General features: G+C 68.0%; 25 protein-coding genes. 14 read left to right on the top strand and 11 right to left on the bottom strand.

The features are described 5' to 3' along the window. Positions 1 to 44: 44 nt before the first annotated feature. Positions 45 to 2,192 carry a hypothetical protein gene (locus tag EXE47_RS05530; protein WP_137708085.1) on the bottom strand — a complete coding sequence of 716 codons (2,148 nt, stop codon included), beginning with the start codon at positions 2,190 to 2,192 and terminating at the stop codon, positions 45 to 47. Between the two features lie 143 nt (positions 2,193 to 2,335). Between EXE47_RS05530 and EXE47_RS05525 the strand changes: the two genes are divergently transcribed. Beyond that, the gene (locus EXE47_RS05525) at positions 2,336 to 3,385 is read left to right on the top strand and encodes a phosphotransferase family protein (protein WP_089307779.1); all 1,050 of its coding nucleotides are present in this window, start codon (positions 2,336 to 2,338) and stop codon (positions 3,383 to 3,385) included. Positions 3,386 to 3,409: 24 nt separating this feature from the next. On the opposite strand, the gene EXE47_RS05520 is transcribed toward EXE47_RS05525, so the two are convergent. Further along, positions 3,410 to 4,207 (bottom strand): aldo/keto reductase, encoded by a 798-nt coding sequence (locus EXE47_RS05520; protein WP_089307780.1) that lies wholly within the window; start codon positions 4,205 to 4,207, stop codon positions 3,410 to 3,412. Positions 4,208 to 4,337: 130 nt separating this feature from the next. Here EXE47_RS05520 and EXE47_RS05515 point away from each other — a divergent pair, with 130 nt between their 5' ends. Beyond that, positions 4,338 to 5,270 (top strand): DUF5821 family protein, encoded by a 933-nt coding sequence (locus EXE47_RS05515; protein ID WP_089307781.1) that lies wholly within the window; start codon positions 4,338 to 4,340, stop codon positions 5,268 to 5,270. Positions 5,271 to 5,312: 42 nt separating this feature from the next. Here EXE47_RS05515 and EXE47_RS05510 read toward each other — a convergent pair whose 3' ends face one another. After that, positions 5,313 to 6,833, bottom strand: a complete 1,521-nt coding sequence (locus tag EXE47_RS05510) for an aldehyde dehydrogenase family protein (RefSeq protein WP_089307782.1) — start codon at positions 6,831 to 6,833, stop codon at positions 5,313 to 5,315. A gap of 89 nt (positions 6,834 to 6,922) precedes the next feature. Between EXE47_RS05510 and EXE47_RS05505 the strand changes: the two genes are divergently transcribed. Then, positions 6,923 to 7,660, top strand: a complete 738-nt coding sequence (locus tag EXE47_RS05505; protein ID WP_049929895.1) for a helix-turn-helix domain-containing protein — start codon at positions 6,923 to 6,925, stop codon at positions 7,658 to 7,660. Positions 7,661 to 8,177: 517 nt separating this feature from the next. On the opposite strand, the gene EXE47_RS05500 is transcribed toward EXE47_RS05505, so the two are convergent. Then, positions 8,178 to 9,044, bottom strand: a complete 867-nt coding sequence (locus EXE47_RS05500) for a proline dehydrogenase family protein (RefSeq protein ID WP_089307783.1) — start codon at positions 9,042 to 9,044, stop codon at positions 8,178 to 8,180. Between the two features lie 181 nt (positions 9,045 to 9,225). Here EXE47_RS05500 and EXE47_RS05495 point away from each other — a divergent pair, with 181 nt between their 5' ends. The 5 genes from EXE47_RS05495 (at position 9,226) to EXE47_RS05475 (ending at position 14,186) form a co-directional block, all read left to right on the top strand. Further along, the gene (locus tag EXE47_RS05495; RefSeq protein WP_089307784.1) at positions 9,226 to 10,497 is read left to right on the top strand and encodes an ABC transporter substrate-binding protein; all 1,272 of its coding nucleotides are present in this window, start codon (positions 9,226 to 9,228) and stop codon (positions 10,495 to 10,497) included. 9 nt (positions 10,498 to 10,506) lie between these two features. Then, the gene (locus EXE47_RS05490) at positions 10,507 to 11,466 is read left to right on the top strand and encodes a branched-chain amino acid ABC transporter permease (protein WP_004596315.1); all 960 of its coding nucleotides are present in this window, start codon (positions 10,507 to 10,509) and stop codon (positions 11,464 to 11,466) included. Further along, the gene (locus EXE47_RS05485) at positions 11,463 to 12,644 is read left to right on the top strand and encodes a branched-chain amino acid ABC transporter permease (RefSeq protein WP_004596316.1); all 1,182 of its coding nucleotides are present in this window, start codon (positions 11,463 to 11,465) and stop codon (positions 12,642 to 12,644) included. The genes EXE47_RS05490 and EXE47_RS05485 overlap by 4 nt, the downstream gene beginning before the upstream one ends. Further along, on the top strand, positions 12,637 to 13,425 hold the full coding sequence (locus EXE47_RS05480) for an ABC transporter ATP-binding protein (RefSeq protein WP_049929902.1): 789 nt from the start codon (positions 12,637 to 12,639) through the stop codon (positions 13,423 to 13,425). Before EXE47_RS05485 ends, EXE47_RS05480 begins: the two co-directional genes overlap by 8 nt. Before the next feature lie 107 nt (positions 13,426 to 13,532). Beyond that, entirely contained in the window at positions 13,533 to 14,186 is a 654-nt protein-coding gene (locus EXE47_RS05475; protein ID WP_241997554.1) for an ABC transporter ATP-binding protein, read from the top strand. A 31-nt stretch (positions 14,187 to 14,217) separates the two neighbouring features. Here the strand turns inward: EXE47_RS05475 and EXE47_RS05470 are convergent, their stop codons facing one another. Continuing rightward, a complete protein-coding gene (locus EXE47_RS05470) occupies positions 14,218 to 15,015 on the bottom strand; it encodes an RIO1 family regulatory kinase/ATPase (RefSeq protein ID WP_089307785.1) in 798 nt (265 codons plus the stop codon). A gap of 145 nt (positions 15,016 to 15,160) precedes the next feature. Between EXE47_RS05470 and EXE47_RS05465 the strand changes: the two genes are divergently transcribed. Further along, on the top strand, positions 15,161 to 16,309 hold the full coding sequence (locus EXE47_RS05465; protein ID WP_049929904.1) for an acyl-CoA dehydrogenase family protein: 1,149 nt from the start codon (positions 15,161 to 15,163) through the stop codon (positions 16,307 to 16,309). 43 nt (positions 16,310 to 16,352) lie between these two features. On the opposite strand, the gene EXE47_RS05460 is transcribed toward EXE47_RS05465, so the two are convergent. Beyond that, positions 16,353 to 16,943, bottom strand: coding sequence for a hypothetical protein (locus EXE47_RS05460; protein ID WP_086219841.1), 591 nt, complete (start codon positions 16,941 to 16,943; stop codon positions 16,353 to 16,355). Between the two features lie 147 nt (positions 16,944 to 17,090). Here EXE47_RS05460 and EXE47_RS05455 point away from each other — a divergent pair, with 147 nt between their 5' ends. Continuing rightward, on the top strand, positions 17,091 to 17,636 hold the full coding sequence (locus EXE47_RS05455; RefSeq protein WP_089307786.1) for a halocyanin domain-containing protein: 546 nt from the start codon (positions 17,091 to 17,093) through the stop codon (positions 17,634 to 17,636). A 56-nt stretch (positions 17,637 to 17,692) separates the two neighbouring features. Here EXE47_RS05455 and EXE47_RS05450 read toward each other — a convergent pair whose 3' ends face one another. Next, positions 17,693 to 18,211: a hypothetical protein gene (locus EXE47_RS05450; protein ID WP_089307787.1), complete on the bottom strand. Its 519-nt coding sequence runs from the start codon at positions 18,209 to 18,211 to the stop codon at positions 17,693 to 17,695. Positions 18,212 to 18,366: 155 nt separating this feature from the next. Between EXE47_RS05450 and EXE47_RS05445 the strand changes: the two genes are divergently transcribed. From EXE47_RS05445 to EXE47_RS05435, 3 genes are all read left to right on the top strand, one after another. Next, positions 18,367 to 18,642 carry a cytochrome C oxidase subunit IV family protein gene (locus EXE47_RS05445; protein ID WP_049929908.1) on the top strand — a complete coding sequence of 92 codons (276 nt, stop codon included), beginning with the start codon at positions 18,367 to 18,369 and terminating at the stop codon, positions 18,640 to 18,642. 165 nt (positions 18,643 to 18,807) lie between these two features. After that, on the top strand, positions 18,808 to 19,467 hold the full coding sequence (tenA, locus tag EXE47_RS05440) for a thiaminase II (RefSeq protein ID WP_086215972.1): 660 nt from the start codon (positions 18,808 to 18,810) through the stop codon (positions 19,465 to 19,467). Positions 19,468 to 19,538: 71 nt separating this feature from the next. Continuing rightward, positions 19,539 to 20,288, top strand: coding sequence for a GNAT family N-acetyltransferase (locus EXE47_RS05435; RefSeq protein WP_049929911.1), 750 nt, complete (start codon positions 19,539 to 19,541; stop codon positions 20,286 to 20,288). Positions 20,289 to 20,340: 52 nt separating this feature from the next. On the opposite strand, the gene EXE47_RS05430 is transcribed toward EXE47_RS05435, so the two are convergent. Further along, the gene (locus tag EXE47_RS05430; protein ID WP_089307788.1) at positions 20,341 to 21,333 is read right to left on the bottom strand and encodes an NAD-dependent epimerase/dehydratase family protein; all 993 of its coding nucleotides are present in this window, start codon (positions 21,331 to 21,333) and stop codon (positions 20,341 to 20,343) included. A 59-nt stretch (positions 21,334 to 21,392) separates the two neighbouring features. Next, positions 21,393 to 21,533, bottom strand: a complete 141-nt coding sequence (locus EXE47_RS18670) for a hypothetical protein (RefSeq protein WP_167373062.1) — start codon at positions 21,531 to 21,533, stop codon at positions 21,393 to 21,395. Positions 21,534 to 21,612: 79 nt separating this feature from the next. Here EXE47_RS18670 and EXE47_RS05425 point away from each other — a divergent pair, with 79 nt between their 5' ends. Beyond that, the gene (locus tag EXE47_RS05425) at positions 21,613 to 22,086 is read left to right on the top strand and encodes a hypothetical protein (RefSeq protein WP_089307789.1); all 474 of its coding nucleotides are present in this window, start codon (positions 21,613 to 21,615) and stop codon (positions 22,084 to 22,086) included. 37 nt (positions 22,087 to 22,123) lie between these two features. Here EXE47_RS05425 and EXE47_RS05420 read toward each other — a convergent pair whose 3' ends face one another. Together EXE47_RS05420 and coxB are read right to left on the bottom strand one after the other, a co-directional pair. Then, positions 22,124 to 24,622, bottom strand: coding sequence for a cbb3-type cytochrome c oxidase subunit I (locus tag EXE47_RS05420; protein WP_049929915.1), 2,499 nt, complete (start codon positions 24,620 to 24,622; stop codon positions 22,124 to 22,126). Then, positions 24,619 to 25,395 carry a cytochrome c oxidase subunit II gene (gene coxB, locus EXE47_RS05415; protein WP_049929918.1) on the bottom strand — a complete coding sequence of 259 codons (777 nt, stop codon included), beginning with the start codon at positions 25,393 to 25,395 and terminating at the stop codon, positions 24,619 to 24,621. The genes EXE47_RS05420 and coxB overlap by 4 nt, the downstream gene beginning before the upstream one ends. Positions 25,396 to 25,620: the final 225 nt, after the last annotated feature.

The raw sequence follows: 25,620 nt of genomic DNA, 5'->3' as shown, positions 1-25,620 counted from the left end.
AATAAAAGATGTCGACGGAAACGAGGTCCCGAGAGTGCGGCCATTCACTCCTCTCTACCCGCTTCGCACGCGGCTTCGGTTGAGCTGACGTCTGACCGTCGGCTTCGGGCCATCGCTGCGATCTCATCCGCGGAGAGATCGTCGCTCCAGAGGACGAGTTCGTCCGAGAACTCGAGGACGGGTGACTTGTCGCTGTGGATATCGAGAATCCCCGAAGCGTCAGTGATCCCGGCCTTCACGCCCGTTCCGTTCAGGATCGATTTCCGGTCGCTGAAAACCCCGGTGAACCGGTACTCGCTCCCGATCAACACTTCGGTCGAGAGGAACGACCAACAGCCCACGCGATAGGTGTCGTTCGCCTGTGATCGGCAGGAATACAGCTGGGTCGTAAGTCCGCGGTCGACGGCGATCGCGGTCCCCGGGTCACCGACGTGTCGAGCGGTCACAGGTCCGTCGCGGAGACTCAGTCGAGTCGCCACTCTGAGCGGGGATCCGGCCGCGATCAAGCCGACCATGGTCCGGAGCCGCTCCGGGGACACGACGTCGCTGAGGTGAATCGCGCTCGACCCGCCGCGCTCGACGGCGTCGATGCCGGCGGCGGTGTCCCTCGTGCCTTCGAACACGGTCAGTTTCGGTGCCTCGGTCCTCCCGTCGAGAGGAAGGGAACCGTCGGGTCCCACGGCGCCGGCGGTTACCGAAGCCCCGCAGAGTACGATGTCGAGTTCGGGGTCGGACAGCGTCTCGACGACCGCGTCGCGAGACGGCGAACCGATCACGTCCAACGACCCGATACCATCGAGTTCCGCAGGTTCGACCATCGACCCCCGAAGGGATCGGGCGCGTTCCTCGTCCTCGAAGAGGAACACGACCGAGAGGGTGCCGCGCTCTGGGATCTGTCTCCGAAGTCGGTTCTCGTACGCGTCGGGGGATATCACGGATGCGCCCGCAGGAATCGGGTCCGCGTCCGGAGACGGAACCCGACTCGAACGAGAGGGAGCCGTCTTTCCCGGTCCCGATGAGGTGTTCGAAGGGCCAAAGGCGGACAGATCCGCTGACGCCTGAGGCGATGTCGCAATCCCCACTGGCGCGTCCGACGCGGAGGAACCGGCGTCGCCCCGGACGCGGACCGGCGCGAGGACGTGAGCGAGGTGCGGCAGCAGTTCCGCGGACGCGGGAACCGGCCGGAGGACGGCCTCGGTCGGCCACGCCGGCAGATGAGGTTCGACCGTCTCGGGATCGACCTCTAGGTACTCCATCAGCCGCTCGCTCATGGAGCGGTCGGCGAGGTTCGGAGGGTAAAACGGGAGATCGGGACCGACCGCGTCGTACTCGTACCGGTCCGACGGGACATACCCCTCCGTCCGCGCGAGCGTGTCGAGGAAGAACCACGTTCGGAACAGTTCCGTGACCCGTTCCCCGAGGGCTTCCCCCTCCGTCGGGAGCCGTTCCTCGTACCCCGTGTCCAGTCGGATCGCCGGGGCGTCGCCCGTCACCATTCGAGCCCCGAGGTAGTACGACAGCGTCGAGAGGCGGTACACGTCGGCGTACGTCGGTCGGACGACGACCTCGACGCCCGTGTCGGGTACCGACAGCGGGCTCGGGACGTCGAGGGAGTCGCCGGGCTCGATCCGAGGCGGATAGCCGCGCAACGTCGGCCACGACCGCTCCGGGGTGAATTCTTTGACTGACGACCCGAGCAGCGACACGGCCTCGGTCAGCGCTGCCGGGTCGTCGGGGACGGTGATCGTCGCCTCGGGGCGCGTGTGGAACGAGCGCGCACCGACCGAGACGGTCCGGGGGCGGTCGAACGAGATAGTAACCGGGTCGGGACCTCCGCCACTGGTCGCCGAGACCTCAACGTCCGTCACGCGGATGAGTACCTTCGTCACCCCGTTCACTTCGATACAGTACGAGCCGCGTTCGAGCTCTATCGAATCGTTGTGTCTGGCGACGTGGTCACCGTTAACGTCCCGGAAGACGATCGACGCGTAGTCGAGTAGCACCAGCGATTCCGCTTCGAAGCTGACCGCGCGGTCCACCGGAGAGGGGAACAGCGCAGGCAGCGCCGGGCGGAGATCCGGCTCGCGGTCGACGCCGAGCCGCAGCTCCTCGCCCTCGATCACGTCTCGGACGGTGAGCGTCGTCCCGTCGACCTCGAACGCGATACGCCCCTCGGATGACCCGTCGTTCACTAGATTAGTCTGATTCGCCAACACGTATGAGGTTGTTGGTAATTATCTCGTTTCGGAGTTCTGAAGCGTGCTACCGTGGTTCTTGCTCGCTTTAGACCAGCCCTGACAACAATCTTAACATCGGCCGACTCGGACGAGCACGCATGGACGGGCCCGGATCGGAACCGATCGACCGCGCGCTCGCTGCGGCGTTTCCGGACCGCGAGGTCGACCGGCTGACCGGCGTCGGCCCCTCTTGGAACGGCGCCAACGAGACGGTCGGCGTCGCCTTCGCGGACGGCTCCTGGGCATTCCTCAAAGTCGCGCTCGCCGACGAGAGCCACCGGCTCACCCGGGAGCGCGCCGTGCTCCGATACGTCGGAGCGCACGGCCTCCTCCCGGTCCCCGAGGTGCTGGCGGCCGATCCGGACGGGGACCCGGCGTACCTCGCGACGGCGCCGGCCCCCGGCCGCGGGCTGCTGGAGGCCTACGAGGCCGCGAGCGACGACGAGCGCGAGCGACTGCTCCGCCGCGTCGGGGGCGCGCTCGCCGCGCTCCACGCCGACCGGTTCGCGAGCCACGGGGAGATCGTCGGCGCGGGGACGGAGCGCGGGAGCGCGGCGGAAGGAGCGGCGACCGCGGGACCCGACGCGCAGACCGGACTCGCGATCGAGTTCGCGCCGTGGACGGACGTGCTGCTCGCGACGGTCGAGCGGACGCGCGAGATCGGCACCTCGGAGCGGCTCGCCGACCACTACGACGCCGTCGTCGACTGCGTGCGCGCGAACCGGGACCTGCTCGACGGCGCGCCGGCGGCGCTGCTCCACGGCGACATCACGAAGCCGAACCTCTTCGTGACGGCCGAAGGGGACGGGGCGGACGCTACCGACGGCCCGGGCGTCGCGGCGATCGACTGGGAGCTGTCGCACGTCGGCGACCCGGCTCGGGACCTGGTGCGCGCGGAGGACCAGCTGCTCAACGGGTTCGACTCGACCGGCTCGGAACGGTTCGCCGCGGCCCTCCGCGAGGGATACCGCGAGCGCGCCGGGGGGCTTCCCGAGGGGTTCGAACGGCGGCGCCCCGTCTACGAGGTCGTCAGAATGCTCGGACGCTCGGGATTCATCGATCAGTGGGTACCGTACCTCGACGAGCCCCTCGATGCCTTGGTCGATCGGGCGGACGCCGAGCTGCGGGCGCGGCTCGACGCGGTCTGATCGCGGTGTCAGCCGGCCGCCCCGTCAGCGGTTCCACGCCGCGTCGTCGGGGTCGATCTGACGTTCCCCCGGATCGAGCGCATCGATCTCATCGAGGTCCTCGTCGGGCAGGTCGACGTCGACTGCGCGCAGGTTCTCCCGCAGGTGGTCGCCTCGCCCCTTCGGGATCGGCACGATACCGCGATCGAGCGCCCACGCGAGCGCGACGACCGCCGGCGAGAGGTCGTTTCGCTCGGCGATTTCGAGGATCGCCGGATCGTCGAGGATCTCCCCGCGGCCGAGCGGGGAGTAGCCCACGAGCCGGTGGTCGAACTCGTCGGCGAGGGCGCGCAGTTCCGGCTGCCGGAACCGCGGGTGACACTCGACTTGGTGGGCCGCGATCGGCGCGTCGAGGATCTCGCGGGCCTCGCGCAGCAGATCGGGCGTGAAGTTCGAGACGCCGACGTGGTCGGTCATCCCCTCATCGCGGAGTTCGTCGAACGCGAGCAGCGTGGTCTCCGCGTCGTACGCTCGGATCGGCCAGTGGACGTACAGGAGGTCGACGCGGTCGAGGCCGAGCCGATCCAGGCTCGCCCGCGCCGTCTCGCGGACGTCGTCGGGCGCGAGGTTCTCGGGGTGGACCTTCGTCGCGACGACCACGTCGTCGCGATCGACGTCGCTCGCGGCGATCCCCTCGCCGACCGCCGCCTCGTTGTCGTACATCTGCGCGGTGTCGACGTGACGGTAGCCGGCGTCCAGCGCCGCGGCGACGGTGTCGGTACAGGTCTCGGGGTCGTCGAGCCCGGACGTTCCGAGCCCGATCGACAGGTCGAGCGGTGGCACGCGTTCGCGTTCCGGCCGCCGGGTGAAAAAGGCGCGCGAGCCGGCACGTCACGATCCCGCAGTTCCGTGCGCGTCCCGTGCGCTTGTCGCGCCCCGCACCCTTAATCCGTCGCGACCGTAGGACGGGTCGATGGCGACCGGACCCGCGCTCCCCTCGACCCCGGATCCGCTCCCGCTGGGCGCGCTCTCCGACCCGATCCTCGTCGACCCCGGACCGCGACTGCTCCGCGCGGTCGTCGAGGCGTACCGGGAGGCCGCCCCGGTGCTCGTCGAGCCGAGCGTCGCGGAGCTTGCCGGTGAGGCGCACGGGGACGGCGGGGAGGGAGACCGCGACCCGTCCGGTCTCCCGCCGCTGAACGTGTTCGCAGGCGAGCCCGCGGTCGACGCCATGACCGCCGGGTTCCGGCCTGCGAGCCGGCTCGCGGCGCTCCTCGACGCCGACGCGATCGACCTCCGGGTCCTCGACACGCCGCAGCCGAACCCCGTGCTGGTGGGAGCGGAGACGGGGTTCGCGCTGATCGGAAGCGAACGCGACGGGGCGGGCGGGGAGACGAGCGAGGAGACGACCGGAGCGGTGAGTCGGTGGCACCGGATCGGCGACGACGCCACGCTCCGCGAGCGGTACGCGCCGCGGTTCGCGGCGGCCGAGCCGTACCGGCTCCGGACGCCGAGCCGACGGCGGGTGTACGAGGGGTTCGCGACGCGGTGTGACGAATCGGTCGCCGCGGCGGTGCTCCGCGCGCTCGATGCCGAGGTCGGCGCCGATTCGCGCGGAGCCGCGGGTCCAGACTCCGAGGAGACCCGCGTCCGCGCCTACGCGGTGGGCGCCCGCGAAGGCGCCCTCGACCGCACCCTCCGGCGGGCCTGCGAGGACGCGGGTCTCGGGAGCCCCTCGACGTTCACGCGGATAAAACGGCTCCTGCGGGAGGCCGAGCTGATCGAGACCGTCTCCGAGCCGCAACCGGTCGGGCGCCCGCGCGAGCGGCTCGCGGCGCGCGGCGCGCTCGCGGCGGCGGAGACGGCGGAAGAGACGGTCGCGGCGGTTCGCGGCGTAACAGGGTGAGAAGCGTTCGGACGCCCGTCACCGGGCGTCATTCCGGACGGATCAGTCGTCTTTCGTCTTGATGTCCGCCGAGAGGCCCTGCGCCATCTCGATCTCCTTCGAGTTGTTCAGGGTCCATGCGGTGCGGTCGGTGACGGCCTCGATCGCCTCCCGGGCGGAGGGGTAGCCGTTGCCGGACTTCTTCACGCCGCCGAAGGGGAGCTGGACCTCGGCGCCGATGCACGGGAGGTTGCCGTACGCCAGCCCCAGCTCGGCGCGGTCGCGGTAGTAGTTGATCTGTCGGTAGTCCTCGGAGATGATCGCGCCAGCCAGCCCGTAGTCGGTGTCGTTCTGGATCTCGACGGCCTCCTCGATGTCGCCGTCGTACTCCATGAGCGCGACGTGGGGTCCGAACACCTCCTCGTGAGTACACGTCAGGTCGGCGTGGGCGTCGGCCTCGTAGACGAACGGACCGACCCAGTAGCCGTCCTCGTGGCCGTCTGGGATCTCCTCGTCGTCGAGCTCGGTCCGGTCGACGAGCACGTTCACGCCCTCCTCGCGGGCCGCCTCGTTGTTTCGGGTGACCTTCTCGCGGTGTTCCTCCTCGATGAGCGGCCCCATGAAGGTGTCCTCGTCGAGGGGGTCACCGACCGCGACCGACTCCGCGACCTCGACGAACCGCTCCTTGAACTCGTCGTACACGTCCGTGTGGACGATCAGGCGCTCGGAGGAGACGCAGCGCTGACCGGTCGTCTTGAACGAGGACATCACCGCGGAGTGGACCGCGACGTCGAGGTCCGCCTCCTCGGTGACCACGATCCCGTTCTTGCCGCCCATCTCGCAGGCGGCGCGCTTGCCGGCGACGCCGCCGAGCTTCTCTTGGATGTGGTGGCCGACCTCGGCCGAACCGGTGAAGATAACGGTGTCGACGTCGTCGTTCTCGACGATCGCGTTGCCCGCGTCGCCGAACCCCTGTACCATGTTGAACACGCCGTCGGGGATGCCGGCGTCGTCGAACATCTCTGCGATGATCTGCGCGCACCACGGCGTCTGCTCGGCCGGCTTGAACACGACGGTGTTCCCCTCGACCAGCGCAATGGCCATGTGCCAGTAGGGGATCGCGACCGGGAAGTTCCACGGCGTGATACAGCCGGTGACGCCGCGCGGTTTCCGTCGCATGTACGCGTCCTTCGAGGGGATCTCCGAGGGGACGATGTCTCCCTTCGGATGCCGGGCGTCGCCAGCGGCCCACTCGACCATGTGCGCGGCCTCGACCACGTCCGCTTTCCCCTCGCTGATCTCTTTCCCGCACTCCTTGGTGACGATCTCCCCGAGCTCGTCGGTCCGGTCGCGGAGCTCGTGGTACACGTCCCAGAGGTACTCCGCGCGCTGGATCCGCGAGAGCTCGCGCCACTCCTCGAACGCCGCGTCCGCTGCGTCGGCCGCGCGGTCGACGTCCTCGGGGGTCCCCTGACGGAACTCTCCGAGCGTCTCGCCGGTCGCGGGGTTCTCGCTCTCGAAGGTCTCGGACCCGTCGCCGTCGACCCACTCGCCGTCGATGTAGTGCTGGTAGGGCTGCGCCATGTTTGAGACATCCGGTCGGCACGTCCAAATAACCCACCCTACCATGGTCGGTAAGGTCTTTGTGATGTAGTGCCAAACATGCGGTACCAATGGCGACAACCGAACCAGAAGGGGCGAGCGAGTGGGCCGGAACCCGGCTCACGCTCGACCTCTGGCATCCGAACTGCTGGGCGATCGAGGCGACGAAAAAGACCGGCGGCGGCGTCCTCGCACACGCGATCTACAACTCACCGATGGCCGAAAGCGACGCGCCGAACACGGTGAACGGCCTGTTCACGGCGTTCGGAGACACGAACGAGGAGGTCGAAGCATTGCTCGACGCGATCCGCGAGTCCGACCGCGCGGGGAACCTCTTGGAGCTACAGGAGCGGTTCGGGCGCGCTCGGGACGCCCCGGGCAACGTCGTCCGCGAGTTCTTCTTGGAGTACGACCCGGGCGACATGGTGTGTCCGACGCTTTTGGAACACGGCTTCGTCCACAGCGCGCCGGTCCGGATCGAGGGCGGACGGGAGGAGTGGCAGGTGTGTTTCGTCGGCGAGCGCACCGAGATCCGGGAGTCGCTCGACGCGGTTCAGGAGGCGGCCGGCGCGGAGGTGACGGTGGAGTCGATGTCGTCGTCGGGCCACGCCGGGCGGACCCCCCGCGAGCAGCGGCTCGACACGCTGACCACGACACAGCGGAAGGTGTACGAACACGCCCGCGAAGCGGGCTACTACGAGTGGCCCCGAGAGGCGTCGACGCGCGAGCTCGCCGACGACATGGAGGTCTCGAAGACGACGCTGCTCGAACACCTGCGGAAGGCGGAGTCGAAGCTACTGGACCCGTGAACGGCAGTGTCGACTGCGGAGCGAGTGTTACAGCGCGTCGAGCGCGGTACGGTATTTAAATATCCGCGAGCGACAGCGCCGATTGGTTATGAATGAAGGCGGTGGCGCGTGCCTGCGAGCGGCCGCTATCGGCGGCCGCGAGTCAGCACGCGCGAGGGAGTCAGTCGCCGGAGCGAAGCGACGGCGACTGACGAGGTTGGGGAGGCGTGAGGCGCCGTGCGGTCGCGGTCGGGTAGGGACTCGAAGGGGCAGTCGCGAGGACGGCGCAGGTGACGTAAGGACCGCAAGGAGCGAGCGAAGCGAGCGACTGAGGACCGCAGCGAGCGTGCGCCGTCCTCGCGACTGGGGCCTTGGAACTGTTTGCCGCCGATCTGCTAGCGACCATTTATTACCGAGCGGCCGGGAATTTGGAGGCGTCCGTCGTCGGTCGTTCAATCGCTGATAAACGGCGGACGGAAAACTTACACGCCGATTGATAAATCGTAGCGCCCGATCGCCGGTCTTTGCCCCGGTTCGTTCAGTTCCCGACGATCGCGCGCAGCGCGAACAGGGCGTTCGACTTGCGCTCCCGGATCCGCCGGTAGAAGTAGGAGAACCACTTGGAGCCGTACGGGATGTACTGGTAGACTTTCACGTCGTCTTCGGCCGCGAGTTCGAACTGCGCCGACTCCCGGACGCCGGTCAGCATCTGGACCTCGTAGGGGGTCCCGTGGTCGGCGTACAGCTGCTTCGCGTAGTCGATCATCGCGGGGTCGTGGCTCCCGACGGCGACGCCGTCGTCGAACGCCTCGAACATATACGCGAGGCAGTCGCGGTACGACTCGTCGACGCGCGCCTTCTTCTTGTAGGAGATCTCGGCCGGCTCGTCGTACGCACCCTTGACGAGTCGGACCTTCCCCGGGAGGTCGGCGAGCCGTTCGAGGTCCTCGCGGGTCCGCTTCAAGTTCGCCTGTACGCAGACGCCGACGTTGCCGTCCGTCTCGACGGCGTGCCGTTCGAACGCGTCGAGCGTCACGTCGGTGGTCTCGTGGTCCTCCATGTCGATCCAGACGAAGGTGCCCGTCCCGTCCGGCCCGGTCGCGGACGGCGGGTTAGCCGCCTCGACGATGCGCGCCAGGTTCTCTTCGAAGACGTCGTCGGCGATGTCGAGGCCGATCTGGCTCGATTTGACCGAGACGCAGGCGTCGACGCCGCGCTCCGCGATCGCCTCGACGAGGTCGACGTACGCGTCGGCGTCGGCGTCGGCGGGGGGCCGTTCCTCGTAGTGTTCGCCGAGCAGGTTCAGGATGCCGGCCACGCCGCGGTTGTTGAGCCCCTCGACGTGAGCGAGCGCCGCCTCCGGCGTCTCCCCGGCGACAAAGTTGCTCGCGATGGGCGGGATCATGCGATCACTGCGGATCCGGAGCGGTATATAATGGCACCCGACCAATTGTTCCGAAGACATATTCCTGTATAAAATTCTTTCAGTCCCACTACCAGCCGATTCATCGATCTGCCGCGCGCTCACCGACCATGGACGGGTCGGGGTTAAGGTAGCCGAATGTGCTCGGGACTATCGGAAACATATGTCACGGAATACCACGGGCATGACGGATCGGCGGACGCTGCTGAAACTGACCGGCGGTGCGGGACTCGTCGGACTGTCGGGCTGTCTCAGCACGACTGACGACGGCAGCGACGGCAGTGACGGCAGCGACGGCGGCGACGGCGGCGACTCGACCGTGGCTTACGAGATCGGGATGGTCGACTCCCAGACCGGGTCGCTGTCGGCGTTCGGCGAGCGGAACCAGCGCGGCGTCGACCTCGCCCTCTCGATGGTCAACGAGGTCGGCATTAACGGGCGAGACCTCGACATCGTCGTCGAGGACTCCGAGAGCGAGAACCAGGGCGGGATCGCTGCCGCCCAGAAGCTCGTCAATCAGGACGGCGTGCCGTTCCTGATCGGCGCGGTCGGCTCCGGCGTCTCGCTGGCCATCTACGAGAGCGTCATCGAAGGAACGGACGTCGTTCAGCTGAGCCAGAACTCCACCGGGCTCAACCTCACCGAGTTCCCGGGACTGCTCCGGATGTCGCCGTCGGGGCGGAGCCAGTCGCTCGCGCTCTCGAACCTCATCAGCGACGACGGCTACGACGAGGTTGCGATCACCTACGTCAACAACGACTACGGCCAGAGCCTCACGGACGCGTTCGTCGACGCGTACGAGGGCGAGGTCGTCTACAACACGCCGCACGATCAGGACCAGCAGTCGTACTCCAGCGTCATCTCGGAGATGAACAGCTCCGGCGCCGACGCGTGGCTGTTCATCACCTACCAGGCCGAGTTCGCGACGATGGTCAACGAGGTGTTCTCCTCGGGGTACGAGGCGCAGTTCTACGGCGCCGACTCCGTCTCCGGCGACAACGTGCTCGAGAACACCCCGGAGGGGAGCATCGAGGGGATGAAGATCGTCGTTCCGTCCGCGCCCGTCGAGGAGGAGAACTACCAGTCGTTCGCGGACACCTTCGAGTCGGAGTACGGCCGGCAGCCGACCTCGTGGGCGGCGTACGCGTACGACTGCGTGATCAACGCCGCCTTGGCGATCCAGGCCGCGGACGAGTTCACGGGGGCGGCGCTCCAGGACACCGTCCGGCGCGTCTCCGGGCCGGAGGGCGAGACGGTGACCTCGTTCGAGGCCGCGAGCGGGATCCTCGCGGACGGCGGCGGACCGGACGACGTCGACTACCAGGGGGTCAGCGGCCCCATCGACTTCGACGAGAACGGGGACCCGATCGGCTTTCTTCAGGTCCTGGAGGTCCAGGACCACGCGTACGAAGGCATCGACTTCATCGAAGGCTAATCCCGACCGATGACCGTCCTCGGATACCTGGCTAACGGATTGGTGTTCAGCAGCATCATCGTCCTCGGCAGCATCGGGCTGTCGCTGGTGTACAGCATCGCGGACTTCGCGAACTTCGCGCACGGCGACACGATGACGATCGGTGCGTACTCGGCGCTCGTGACCTTCGGCGCCGTCGGCGGGCTCGGCGGCGCGGTGTTGGGGCTCCCGTACGGCTTCTTCCTGGCCTTGGTCGTCGGGATCGCAGTCGCCGCGGTCGTGGCGGTCGCCACCGAGAAGCTCATCTACGAGCCGCTCGACGTCGACTCGATCGGCCTGCTGATCACGTCGATCGGGATCGCGTTCATCTACCGCGCGGTGATCCAGATCCGGTTCGGCTCCGACTTCACCCGGTTCGACGTCCGGCCGCTGCGGCCGATCGAGGCGCTGGTGCCGTACGGCGTCCGGATAACGCTCCACGACGTCGCGATATTCGGATCGGCGGTGGCGCTCGTCGTCGGGCTCCACGTCCTGCTCCAGTACACCGACCTCGGTCGGAAGATGCGCGCGATGGCGGACAACCCCGACCTCGCGCGGGTTAGCGGTATCCGGACGAAGCGGGTCAAGCTGTGGACGTGGGTCATCGGCGCCGGGCTCGCCGGCGCGGGCGGCGTGTTCCTCGGACTGTTCAATCAGCTCGCGCCCCGGATGGGCTTTAACCTCCTGTTGGTGATCTTCGCGGCGGTGATCCTCGGCGGGATAGGCTCCGTCTACGGCGCGATGGCGGGCGGGTTCCTCATCGGCATGATAAACCAGCTAACGCCGTTCTTCTCCAACGTGGTCGAGGCGCTACCGATCCGTCCGAACTGGCTCGCGACCGTGATCGAGAACATGATCACCATCGAGTACGCGAACGCGATCGCGTTCGTGATCATGGTCGTCGTGCTGTTGGTCCGGCCCAACGGGATCGCCGGGGAGGGCGCGACGTGAGCCTCCTCGACGACCCGAAAGCGGCGTTCGCAGACCTCTCCCGCCCGGAGGGGTGGGTGCTTGGCGTCAGCGTCGCGTTCGTACTGTTCCTCTTCGTCGCGATGCTCACCGGCGCGCTCGGTCCGACGTACTTCCTGTTCCTCGTCGGGCTGGCGGGGATGTACGCGCTGTTGTCCTTCGGGCTGAACGCCCAGTGGGGGTTCACGGGACTGATCAACTTCAGCGTCGCCGCGTTCTTCGGCATCGGCGCGTACGGCACCGCGCTGATGACCGCGAGCGGCTCGCCGATCGCCGGCGGATTCAGTCCGCTCGTCGGGCTCGCCGTCGCGCTCGTCGTCGCGCTCGCGCTCGCGCTGCTCATCGGCATCCCGACGCTCAGGCTCCGGGCCGACTACCTCGCCATCGCGTCGCTCGGGCTCGCGGAGGTCGTGCGGCTGATCGTGTTAAACGAGCGCTGGCTGACGAACGGGAGCGCGGGGCTGCGCGGCATCCCGGGCTTCTTCGACGGGTGGCCGGTGCTCTCGACGTTCCCGGAAGCGATGCCGGGGCTCCGGCTGGAGGTGATCCCCGGGTCGCCGGTGATCCTGGAGACGGCGTTCTGGCAGGCGTCGCTGAACGTCCTGTTGGTGCTCGCGTTCGCGGGCGCGGCGTACTTCGTCCTCCGGCGCGCGCACCGATCGCCGTGGGGGCGCGTGCTACGCACGATCCGCTCCGACGAGGACCTCGCGCGGGCGCTGGGCAAGAACACCTACTCGTTCAAGATGCAGTCGTTCGTCCTCGGGAGCCTGATAATGGCGCTTGCGGGCGTCTTCTACGCGCATCTGAACCTCTACGTCGGGCCGGGCGACCTGGACCCGATCACGACGTTCTACGCGTGGGTCGCGGTGATCTTGGGCGGCAGCGGCTCCAACCGTGGAGCGCTGTTCGGCGGGATCGTCATCGTCACGATCCGCGAGGGGACGCGCTTCCTGAACGACGTGGCGCTCCCGATCGACCCCGCGCCGTTGCGACTGCTGTTGATCGGCGTCGTCATCGTCGCCGTCATGCGCTACCGGCCGCAGGGGGTCCTCCCGCCGCAGCGGGAGCTGATCTGGCCGAGCGCGGTCGGCGGTGGCGGAACGCCCGAGACGCCGGACAGCGGCGTCCGCGAGCGGAAGGGAGGTGGTGACGATGAGTGAGGGCGCGCTTCCGAAGGAGGACGCGGTCCTCCGCGTCGACGACCTCCAGAAGTCGTTCGGCGGGCTCGCGGCGACCGACCACGCGACGTTCGCGGTGGAGCGCGGAACCATCACCGGGCTCATCGGCCCGAACGGCGCCGGGAAGTCGACGCTTTTCAACCTCATCTCCGGCTTCTACGAGCCGGACGGCGGGACCGTGGAGGTGAACGGGACCGACGTGACCGGCATGGAGCCGTACCAAGTCGCGGAACACGGGCTCATCCGGACGTTCCAGACGCCCCGGAAGCTGGAGGGGATGACGGTCCGCGAGGCGATGCTGGTCGGCCCGCGGAAACAGCCCGGCGAGTCGTTCCTCACGCTTTTCACCTCGCCGGGGACGGTCGCGGAGAGCGAGTCGGCGAACCTCGCCGAGGCGGAGCGGATACTGGAGGACTTCGAGATCGACCACCTCGCGACCCAGCCCGCCACCGACATCTCCGGCGGCCAGATGAAGCTCGTCGAGCTCGCGCGGGCGATGCTCGCCGAGCCGGAGGTGCTGCTGCTCGACGAGCCGGTGGCGGGGGTGAACCCGACGCTGGCGAAGAAGCTCAAAGGCCAGATCCGGCGGCTCAACGAGCAGGGAACGACGTTCCTGCTCATCGAACACGACATGGAGTTCGTGATGGACCTGGCGGACCCGATCGTCGTCTTGGATCAGGGACACGTCCTGACGGAGGGGACGCCGGAGGGGGTCCGGAACGACGACCGCGTCATCGACGCGTACCTCGGAGGCGGAAGATGAGCGACGGTATGACAGACGACACGACCGGGGCCGCGGACGGGCCTCACGGCGGAACCGACCCCGTGCTCTCGCTGTCGGGCGTCGACAGCGGGTACGGCGAGGTGTAGGTGCTCGACGACTGCTCGGTCCGGCTCGACCCGGGCGAGATCGTCTGTCTCGTCGGGCCAAACGGCGCCGGGAAGTCGACGGTGCTCAAGACCGCGTTCGGGATGTTGACTCCGTGGACGGGGACCGTCGAGTACCACGGCCGCGACATCGGCGGGATGGCGCCCGAGGAGATCGTCCGCGAGGGGATCGGCTACGTCCCCCAGACCGACAACGTGTTCGGCTCGCTGACGATCGACGAGAACCTCCGGATGGGGGGCGTCGCCCGCGACGGGAGCCTCGAGGAAGTCATCGAGACGCTGTACGACCGGTTCCCGATCATCGACGAGAAGCGCGGCTCGAAGGCGAAGACGCTCTCCGGCGGCCAGCGTCAGGTGCTCGCGTTCGCCCGCGCGCTGGTGATGGAGCCCGACGTGCTGCTCATCGACGAGCCGTCGGCGGGGCTCGCACCGAACACCGCCGACGACGTGTTCGAGGACGTCAAGGAGGTCAACGACATGGACACGGCGATCCTCATGGTCGAGCAGAACGTGACGAAGGGGCTCGGCATCTCCGACCGCGGCTACGTCCTCGACCAGGGGACCGTCCGGTTCGAGGGGACGCCGGAGGAGCTGCTGAACGACGAAGAGGTCTCGCAGCTGTACCTGGGCGGCTGAGTCTCCGGTCGGTCCGCTTTCTCGCGGCGTCTCACGCCGTGCGCTTCTCGAGCTCGCCCGTCAGCTCCGCGGCGTCGAAGTCGTGGTCGGGACGGATCGCGACGAAGTCGAGGAATCGGCGCGCCGCGAGCAGCTCGTCGGTCGAGTAGCTCGTCAGCGCGGCGGCGATCGCGTCGGCCGCGCCGAGGATCGGCTCCAGCGCCGCGAGCGCGCTCGCGAGGTCGTACGCGCGAGCGGCCTCGCGCCCGTCCTCGCTCACGCGGGTCGCGTCGATGACGTAGAGGTCGCTGTCGGCGACGAGGACGTTCTCGGCCCGGAGGTCGCCGTGCGCGAGCCCCGCGTCGTGGACGGTCCGCAGCGTCGAGAACAGCTCTGGCGCGAGCCGGGCGACGGCGTCGGCGTCGAGCTCGCCCAGCGTGCGGAACTCGGGGAGGTACTCCAACACCAGCACGCCGAGGTCGCCGACCTCGAACGCCTCGACCGGCTCCGGCGCGTTGACGCCGAGCTCGCGGACCCGGCGGGTCGCCTCCAGCTCGTGACGCGCCATCTCGTAGGGGGTCTCGTGGCGCTCGAAGAACCCCTCGGTGCCGGACGAGACCGCGCCGAGGTTCCGCCCGGTGGTGAACAGCGCGTGGACGAGCGTGTTCTGCCGGGTGATCACCTTCACGAAGAGGTCGTCGTCGACGACCATCGGCGTCGACAGCCAGTTGTCGGCGTCGAGAAACCGGACCCGGATCGTATCGCGGTCGTACCGGTCCGCCAGCTCGCGCGCGACGCGCTCGACGTCGGGCCAGTCGACGCGCCCCCGGACGAGCTCGCGGAACTCCATACCGACGGCACGCGGCGGCGCCTGATAAGTCGTCGGCTCGCGGCGGCGCCTGATAAGTCGTCGGCGCGGGGCGACACCGCCGACCCCGCTACAGTCCATCACGGTCGTTCGCATCGTTTATGCCCACGCGTCGCAATTCTTGCCCATGGACTTCGAGGTACCCGCCGAACACCGGATGATACGCGACACCGTCCGAGAGTTCTGCGAGGAGGAGATCGCGCCGATCGCCCAGGAGATCGAGGACGAACACCGCTTCCCCGAGGAGGTGTTCGAGTCGCTCGCGGACTTGGACATGATGGGGATTCCGGTCTCGGAGGAGTACGGCGGGCTCGGCGGCGACCAGCTGATGTACGCCCTGGTCACGGAGGAGCTCGGCCGCGTCTCCGGCGGGATCGGCCTCTCGTACGCCGCGCACACCTCTCTGGGCGCGAAGCCGATCGACCTGTTCGGCACCGACGAACAGAAGGAGGAGTGGCTCCGCCCGCTCGCTGAGGGCGAGGGGCTCGGCGCGTGGGCGCTCACGGAGCCCGGGAGCGGCTCGGACGCCTCCGACATGGACACGACCGCGGAGTACGACGCCGAGGCGGGCGAGTACGTGCTGAACGGCACCAAGCAGTTCATCACGAACGCGAACGTCGCGAACTCGGTCCTCGTGAAGGCGGTGACGGACCCCGAGGCCGGCTACGACGGCATCTCGACGTTCATCGTCGACCCCGAGAACGACGACGGGTTCGAGGTGACGACGGTCTGGGACAAGATGGGGCTCAACAGCTCGCCGACCTGCGAGATCAGCTTCGACGACGTGCGGATCCCGGAGGACCGGCTGCTCGGCGAGGAGGGCGAGGGGTGGACACAGACGATGAAGACGCTCGACGGCGGGCGCATCTCCATCGCCGCGCTCTCGGTCGGGCTTGCGCAGGGGGCCTACGAGGCCGCCAAGGAGTACTCCGGCGAACGCGAGCAGTTCGGCAAGCCGATATCGAAGTTCGACGCGGTCCGCGACAAGGTGGTCCACATGCACCGGCAGATCGAGCGCGCCCGACTCCTCACCCACCGGGCGGCGACGAAGTACGACGCCGGGGAGTCGGTCACCCGGGAGTCGGCGCTGGCGAAACTCGACGCCAGCGAGGCGGCCCGCGAGGTCGCCGAGGAGGCGGTCCAGACGCTCGGCGGCTACGGCTACACCACCGACTTCGCGCCGCAGCGCTTCTACCGCGACGCGAAGCTGATGGAGATCGGCGAGGGGACCAGCGAGATCCAGCACGTCGTCATCGGGCGCGAACTCGGCCTCTAGTCGGGCGAGTCGTCAGTCAGCGACGCCGGGCGCTCGGCGCGCCTCAGGGGAATTCGATCAGGTCGTCGTCGACGGCGCGCAGGCTCTCCGCGAGCCGCGAGCCTTCGGGGACCGCCCGCCGGAACGGCGCCGAGCCGAACGCCGCCTCACCGTTGACGGAGACGAGCCCGAGGTCGACGGGGTCGCCGTCGAGTCCCGTTAGGAACGCGACGGTGCGGACCGCGGGCACGTCGCCCGCCCGCGCGTCCGGGTCGATGGAGCCGTACAGCGTGCGGTTCTCCGCGACGTGGTGGACGCAGGTCGGCGTCGGCGCGAAACACAGGAGGTAGCGCGCGCCCGGCTCGGTGCGACCGAGCTTGGGGCGGAGCGCGTGGCGTTCGTCGACGTGGAAGTACCGCTCCATCCGGCGGTACTGGCGCAGGATCTCGTTCGCGCCGGTGGCGCGGCGGACCGCGGCGTCGGCCTTGAGCTCGATCACGCGGTCGACCGGTTCGGGCGTTCGGGTTCGGACGAAGAGGTCGACGACCCCCTGCCGCCCGTCGGCGTCGTACGGCTCCTCGAGCCGGATCGCCGGCGACTCGGCCGTCGCCTCGTAGTGTTCGACGAGCCGGGTCGCGAGCGCGTCCTCGCGCATGGCTCTCGCGAGGCGTCGGAGGGCGATAAGTCCGCCCTTCGCGGCGCGCTGCGACCGCCCGCCGACCGGAGTCATAGCCGCTCGGGAAATTCCTGCGAACCGGAAGCTATCACGGGGTTTGTAAGGCTTCGACCCCTACGAAAAGTGATGTCTGATAAACTGTCCAGACGGCGGTATCTCGCCGGAACCGGCGCCGCGTTGACCATCGGGACACTCGCGGGCTGCTCCGGAGGCGGTGACGGCTCCGACGGGTCGGACGGTTCCGACGGTTCCGACGGTTCCGACGGCTCCGACGGCTCCGGCGGAGGCGGCAGCGCCGTCGAGGACGTCCCGAGCGAGATAGACGAGTACCTGTCCGAGGCCCGGATGTACGAGGGCACCATCATGGACTTCACGGGACAGGACGAGGTGACCGTCGAGGTCGGCGCCGGCGACGTCGGGTTCGCCTTCTCGCCGGCGGCGATCCGCATCGACTCCAGCACGACCGTCGTCTGGGAGTGGACCGGCAACGGGGGCGCGCACAACGTGGCCTCGGTCGAGGGGTCCGAGTCCGACTTCAACAGCGGCGACTCCGTCTCCGAGGAGGGGCACACGTTCGAGCAGTCGTTCGACAACACGGGGATCCAGCTGTACCAGTGTACCCCCCACCAGGCGAACGGGATGCTCGGCGCCATCGAAGTCGTCGAAGCGTAAGCGGCTCACTTCGCGCGGTTCGAACGCGAGCGGATTTTTTCACGCCTGCTCGGCGTTCACGAGAGGAACGACCAGCGCACGTCAACGATCCGGTCGCGTTCGCTGGTGACCGTGGGCCGCGCGAGGTGGTCGTTGGCGTTGGCGCCGGCCTCGGCGAGCCGCGACAGCGCCTCCTCCAGCGTGCGCTCCGAGCGCTCCACGCTGGCGTCGCGTTCGTAGGGGGCGTCGATCGGGTCCGCCGGCGAGTTCGAGATCGCGATCGCGTCGGTGAGGTCGCCGCCGATCGCGTGCGGCGGCTGGTGGAAGTGCCAGTCGCCGACCGTGAGGAAGAGCCACACGTCGCCGTTGATGGCGTGGTACTCGCCGGTGACGCCGTCGGCGTCGTACGCGACGATCCTAGAGAGGACAGCGGTTTTGAGCCGGTAGAGGGCGTCTTTCCGCGCCGAGCGGACGTTGCTCTCGGTCACGTCGCCGCGCTCGTAGGCGGCGGTGGCCTCGTCGGCGAACTGCTTCGCGACCTTGTTGACGACGTACAGCGATTCGAGCAGGTCGTCCGTCGGTTCGAGCGGAGTCACGAGGGGTACCGGTCGGGGCTGCGACCGGACGCAGATGGGGTCGTCGCGCTGATAGGCGTTTCGGGATCCGAGACGCCGAGACGGACCTCGCCGTCGCCGCAGCGGGTACCCCGGATGGTTAATTCTTTAAGCGCAGGGACGAAGGGGTGAGTAAGATGGCGCACGACTCCGTGAAAATGTATTCGGCGATATACGTCGCCCTCCTAGTCGCGGCGACGCTGAACTTCGCTCTCTTCGAGACGTCGTTCATCGAGTTCACCTACGCGCAGGCGCTCGGCGGCACGCTGGTGATCGCGACGGTCAAGACGCTGCTCATCGTCGCGTACTTCCAGCACCTGAAGTGGGAGAACCGCTCGCTGACCTACCTGATGGGGCTCGCGCTCGCGCTCACCATGCTGCTGATGGCGGCCGCGACGTACTCCATCTCGTAACGACTCGCGGCGTCTCTTTCTCGCTCGAACGCCTCCGAACCGTTTTCCCGGCACTTTCGCCGGGTTTTCGCTCGACCGAGCACGGTCCCGACGAGGGTCTTTCTGCTGCCACCACCTAGTGGTATTAGTTAGTTATAACTCGCCGCAAGACGAGGGGCCGATGCGATGGGTTTCAGCGACCGACTCCTCGAGGCCGGATCAGAGATCTGGGACGCACAGAAGCGACACCCGTTCGTCGTCGAACTCGCGGAGGGTGAGCTCGACGAGGGCGCGTTCCGTCACTGGGTGAAACAGGACTACCGGTACCTGCTCGACTACGCGCGCGTCTTCGCGCTCGCCGGTACGAAGGCCGACGACGAGGAGACGACGCGGCGGTTGACGGCGACCGCGCACGCGACGCTGGACGACGAGATGGACCTCCACCGGTCGTTCGCCGCCGACTACGGGCTCTCCGTCGACGACCTCGACGCGGTCGAGAAGGCGCCGACCTGCGCCGCCTACACCGACTTCCTCGTCCGGACGGCCCACGAGGGGTCGATCGCGGAGATCGCGGCCGCGATCTACCCGTGCGGGCAGGGGTACCTCGACGTCGCCGACCACATGGCGAGCCTCGCGACCGAGACCCACCGGTACACGCCGTTCATCGAGAAGTACAACAGCGACGCGTTCCGCGAGACGGTCGCGTGGATGCGAGACCTCGTGGACCGGTACGGCGAGGCGTACCCGGGCGAGCGCGACGCGATGCGCGCGGCGTTCCTGCGGAGCGCCCGCCTCGAACACGCGTTCTGGGAGATGTGTTACACCCGGGAGACGTGGGAGGTCTGAGTCGAGGAGCAGTCGCGCCGATGGCGGGAACGCCGACCGAGTTTTTTGTAGCCGGAGCGTGATCCGTCCGCATGGACCTACGCGCCGCAACGGTCGAAGACGTCGACGCGGTCCGGTCGGTCGCCCGCGAGTCGCTCGTGGCGTCGTACGGACACGCCGTCGGCGAACAGCTGCTGGACGAGGCCGTCGAGGAGTGGTACGACGCCGACGACCTCGGGGACGACATCGACGACGACGACGCGGTGTTCCCGGTCGCCGCCGTCGACGGCGACGTGGTCGGGTTCGCGGAGAGCTACGTCGTCGGCCGCCGCGAGCGGGTCGGCGAGATCGACTGGCTCCACGTCCACCCCGACCACAGGGAGTCCGGCATCGGCTCCGCGCTCCTCGAACGGGTCGAGTCCGCGCTCCGGGATGCCGACGTGGACCGGATCGAGGCGCGCGTCCTCGCCGACAACGAGGCCGGCACGGCGTTCTACCAGCGAGAGGGGTACGAGCTCGCCGGCGAGCGCGACGTCGACATCGGCGGCGAGCCGTTCGCGGAACGGGAGTACCGGAAGCAGATCGGTCGCCTCACCGGCATCTCTGAGGCAATCTACGAGACGGACGACGGAGACCGGGTCCACGTCGCCTTCGACGAGAGCGAGCGCGGGTCGCTGGCGCCGTTCTACGTCGCCTACGTCGACGCGGACCACGAGCGCCGGTACGGCTACCTCTGCGGCAACTGCGAGGGAACGGACGTCGCGATCGACACGATGGACCGGATGGAGTGTCGCAACTGCGGCAACCGCCGGAAGCCGACGCGGTGGGACGCCGCGTACTGACACGCTCCGGCCCGCGGAGAACGTCGCTCCGCGCTACGCCGAGACCACTCTCTCAGAGCGTCTGTTTCACGCCGATGACCCGCTCCTCGGCCTCGCGGCCGGGGTCCCACTCGCTCCCGTCGCGGTCAGATTCGCGGTGCTCCTCCACGGTCCGTGCCATCGCTTCGTCGACCGGCGTCGACTCCCAGCCGAGGTCGGCGAGCCCGCAGGTGTCGAGCAGGTGCGGGTACTCGCGGTAGAGGACGAAGTCGTCGGCGTCGAGCCCGCCGGCCGCGAGCGCGTCGTCGCTCGCCGGGACGACCTCACAGTCGACGCCGGCGGCGTCGGCGATCGTCTCTAACGTCTCTCGTAGGGTGAGCGCGCGTCGGTCGCCGACGTTGTACGCCGCGCCCGGCTCGCCGCGCTCGGCGACGATCCGCAGCGCGCTCGCCACGTCCTCGACGTACGCCCGGTGCCAGAGGTTCTGTCCGTCGCCGGGGACGACCACGCGGTCGTGCGAGAGCACGCGGTCGATCCAGTAGTCGAGCCGCTCCGTGTAGTCGTGCGGCCCGTAGACGATACACGGGCGAACCGCCGTCGCGGACACGCCGTCCTCGGCGGCCGCGAACACCGCGCGGTCGCCCTCGGCCTTCCGATTGCCGTACGTCTCGTGGGCGTCGTCGGTGGCCTGCGCGTCGGTACACGGCTCCAGCGGCGTCTCGCCCTCCCGCTTGGGGATCTCCTCGGCCGCGTAACTGGATCCCGACGAGATGTACACGTAGCCGTCGACGTCGGCGAAGATCTCGGTCGCGGTCTCCACGTCGGCCGGCTGATAGGCGACGCAGTCTATCACGACGTCCGGTTCGACCGACAGCTTCGCGGCGCGCAGCGCGGTCTCGTCTTTCCGATCCCCCTCGACGTGGGTCACGCGGTCGTCGTCCGCGAATGGGTTCTCGTGGTTCCCGCGGTTGAATATCGCGACCTCGTAGTCGTGTGCCAGCAGTTCCTCGACGGTGTGTCGCCCGATGAACCGCGTGCCGCCGACGACGAGCGCCGTGTCTGTCATACCCGAGATCCGATGAGCGAGGTAAAAAACGTGGCCGAACCGGAAGGCGACGGGCCGGCTCAGTCGTCGCCGCGGGGCCCGTCGCCGCGCCACCGGCGATACAGGAGGTACGCGACGCCGAGGCCGATCCCCCAAGTGCCGACGCCGAACACCGCGAACGCGACCCCCGAGAGGAACTCACCGAGCGGAACGCCGAACATACCCGGGTTCGGCGCGTCCGCCACATAAACGCTCCGAGAGAGGGGTAGGTTCTCGGGGCGGGAACCCGTACGGGCGCTCATGACAGACCACACGCGTCGGCGACCCTGGCTCGCCGCCCTGCTCGCGCTCGTCGTCTCCGGGCTCGGCCACGCATACCTCCGCCGGTGGGCCCGCGCGTTCGGCTGGTACGTCGCGGTCACCGCCGCGGTCTTCGTGTTCGTCCCCGAGGCGGCGATCTCCGGCGTCCTCGCCGGCGAGCCCCCGCCGCTTCGGGACGTGGCCCCCGCCGCCGCGGTCGTCGGCGCGAGCGTCATCGACGCGTACGTCGTGGCGCTCCGCAACAACCGCGAACACGAGCGGGAACGCGACGCGGCCCGCTCGGCCGACGCCGCGGAGCCGACCGCCGGCGGAACGGTCGACGGCCCGGCCGCGCCGTCAACGGAGACGACGAGCGACGAGACCGTGCGCTGTCCGGAGTGTGGCAAGGAGACCGACCCGACCGTCGACTTCTGTCAGTGGTGCGCCGAGCCGCTCGGCGACGACGCTACATGAGTGGACGAAAGGGAAAAAGACCGGACCGCGACCGACCTCAGAAGAGGTAGAACAGCGGGAAGATGAACACCCAGACGATGTCCACGAAGTGCCAGTAGAGGCCGAAGTACTCGATCGGCCGCTCGTCGTCGAGGTAGTGACCCTGGTAGGCCCTGACGAACAGGAAGATGGCGATCACTAAGCCGAGCAGCACGTGGATCCCGTGGAGTCCGGTCGTGACGTAGTAGATCGACGCCTGAATCGGGTCGCCGTGGGCGTTCGCCGAGATCGTCACGCCGCGGTCGAATATCTCGTGGTTCCACTCCCACAGCTTGATGGCCATAAACGTGAACCCGAGCAGGATGGTCGTCCCGAGCGTCGCCAGCAGCCCCTGCCGGCTCTCGCGGCGGGCCGCGACCAGCGCGAGGATCACCGTGAACGAGGAGGTGATCAGCACGAAGGTGTTGATGAGCCCCGGCAGCGACTCGGTCAGCGGCGACCAAGTCATCCAGCCCGCGTTGTAGCGGACGAAGATGGCCGCCGAGAGGAACGCGCCGAAGACGATCACGTCGGAGGCCAAGAAGAACCACATCCCCAGCTTCACCTTCTCGACGCCGTTGAACGGCCAGCGCTCGGCGAACTCGGTCGGCGGGGCGTAGAAGTCTTCGAGTCCCCACTTCACGCCGGTGTAGAGGAGCCCGACGAGGCCGGCCACGATGGCGATCGGATACATCGCGTTGGAGATGACGACGTTGCTCTGCAGCGCCGTCTCACCCAGCTCCACGGTGACCGCTTCGGCGAAGCCGGAGAAGCCGAACAGCGTGACGCCGAGCGCGAGCGCGAGGGCGAACGGCCAGATGCTCGCGTGACTCGGGTGTTTGTCCCAGTAGGGGTACTCCGAGATGTGCGCCGAGTGACTGTCGCCGCCGTCGGTGGCGACGTCGCCGTTGTCGTCGGTCTTCATCGCGGGGCCGCCGTCCGGCACGTAGTCTTTCACGAACTCCAGTTTCCCGGAGGCGTACGACGGCCGGTTCGGCCAGTTCTCCAGCGGCGGGGGCGAGGAGACCGCCCACTCCGCCGTCCGCGAGTAGTCCCACGGGTTATCGCCCGCGGGCTCGCCGGAGACGTAGGACTTCGCGAAGTTGTAGAACATGATGAAGAACGAGAACCCGAGCACGAAGGCACCGATCGTCCCGAACTGGTGGTAGATCTGGAACTCGGGGTTGTACTCGAACACCCGGCGGGGGGTCTCCCAGCCGAGGAACATCGAGAAGTAGACGGCGTTGAAGCCGATGAAGAAGATCACGAAGTGGAGCTTCCCGAGGAACTCGTCGTACATCTTCCCCGTTATCTTCGGGAACCAGTAATAGGCCCCGCCGAACAGCGCCGTCGCGCCGCCGAACATCACGTAGTGGAAGTGCGCGACCACCCAGTAGGTGCCGCGGAACTCGTAGTCGAGCACGATGGCGCCGAGGAAGACGCCGGTGATCCCGCCGAGGATGAACAGTAGCAGCGCCCCGAACGCGAACAGGAACGGCGTCGTGAACTGGATCCGCCCCTTGATCAGCGTGTAGATCAGCGCGAAGACGACCAGGTCGAACGGCAAGGAGATGCCGATGGTCGTCGCCATCATCAGCGTCTTGATCTCCAGGTTGATCGTCGTCAGGAACATGTGGTGCATCCACACGAGGAACGACTGGACGGAGATCAGACAGATGGAGATGATCACCCACTTCCGGCCGACCAGGCGACGCCCGGAGAACGTCTGGAACAGCTCTAGCATGACGCCCAGCGCCGGGAAGAAGACGATGTACACCTCGGGGTGACCGAAGAACCAGAACAGGTGGCCCCACAGGAGGGACCCGCCTTCGGTCGCCGAGAAGTAGACGCTGCCGAGGACGCGGTCGGCCGCGAGGATGAGCCCGACCGCGAGCAGCGCGGCGAACGCGAACAGCATCATCCACACGGTCGCGAGCATCGACCAGGTGAACATCGGCATGTCCATGATCCCCATCCCCTCGGCGCGGGAGTGGTGGATGGAGGTGAGGAAGTTCACCGTCGACGTCGTCGTGCCGGTGACGAACATCGCGAGCGCGAGGACCGCGCCGGTCGACCCGATGCTCGGGGTGTACATCGGCACGTTGAGCGGGGCGTATATCGTCCACCCCGCAGAGAGGGTCCCGCCCTGGAAGAAGCTGACCGCGAGCAGGACGCCCGAGAACAGGTACAGCCAGTACGAGACGGCGTTCAGCCGCGGGAACGCGAGGTCGTCCGCCCCGATCTGAAGCGGCACGAAGTAGTTCGCAAACCCGAACGCGAACGGCGAGAGGAACCAGAACACCATTATCAGCCCGTGCGCGGTGACGGCCTCGTTGTACGCCAGTCCGGAGAGGATCTGGCTCGTCGGGTCCCACAGCTGGAGGCGGATGAGCAGCGCCATCACGCCGCCGAACAGCAGGAAGAACAGCGCGGTGATCGTGTACAGGATCCCGATGTCCTTGTGGTTGGTCGTGACGAGCCACCGCTTGACGGAGGTCGTCGGCGGGAGTCCGCTCATGCGCTCACCCCGCTAGGCGCGGTGACGCCGGCTCCGGGCGCCTGAACGTTGGCGCTCGCGGAGCTGTTGCCGGTTCCCGCGTACCACTCCTCCCACTCGTCTTGCGGGAGGACCGTGATCTGGCTCTTCATCTGCGAGTGACCCGGGCCGCACAGTTCGAAGCACTCGACGCGGTAGGTCGCCTCCCCGCCTTGCGCCTCGACGTCCTCGGAGCTCACCGCGAACCACGTCTCGCTGTGATCTCCGGGGATCGCGTCGGACTTTATCCGTAAGTCCGACGAGCCGAAGTTGTGCCACACGTCCCTCGACGTGATGTTGAGGTCGATCCGCTGGTCGGCCGGCACGATCAGCTCACCCCGTTCCGTGTGTCCGTTTGGGTACTCGTACGCCCACCCGTACTGGTAGCCTTCGACCATGATCTCGATGTCGCCCTCGTCGCCGGTGTCCGGTCCGTCCTCGACGTAGAGGAGCAGCCCGTACGCGTACACAACGAGGCTGATGACGACGATCGCGCTCAACCCGAACGAGAGGAAGAGCTTCTTCGCTTTCGGACCGCCCTGTCCCGTGGGGAGCTCGCCGACGACCGGCGCGTCGAACTCTTCGTCCGACCGGTTCCCGTCGTCGCGGTACTTGTACACGTTCCACAGCGTGTACGCCACGACGATGGTGCCGACGAGGGTGCCGAGCGCGAGGAAGACGAAGAAGATCTCGTCGAAGACCTCCGCCTGTGCGCGCCAGTCACTCCCCTGTTGTAGGATAACTGGATCTATCATGTTCGTCTGTCTGCCCTTGTACCTCCCTTGGCGATGGTACACTTATCTCTTGTGTAGCGGGCCGGGCGATCGGACGAGAGAGGCAGCGATTCAGGCACCCGAGCGGAGCCGGAGCCGCTCCGCCGACGAACCCGGCGACGGTCGAGCGGGACACGCAGCGAACGGCGCGGGCGCACGTGTCGGAACGCGGGGAACTCGCGCGTCGAAGGGTATTTGTACGCGCGA

Origin of the sequence: Halorubrum sp. GN12_10-3_MGM (assembly GCF_005435235.1) — an archaeon.
In the GTDB taxonomy this organism is placed as follows: Archaea; Halobacteriota; Halobacteria; order Halobacteriales; family Haloferacaceae; genus Halorubrum; species Halorubrum ezzemoulense.
This window is presented reverse-complemented; position numbering and strand designations above follow the sequence as displayed.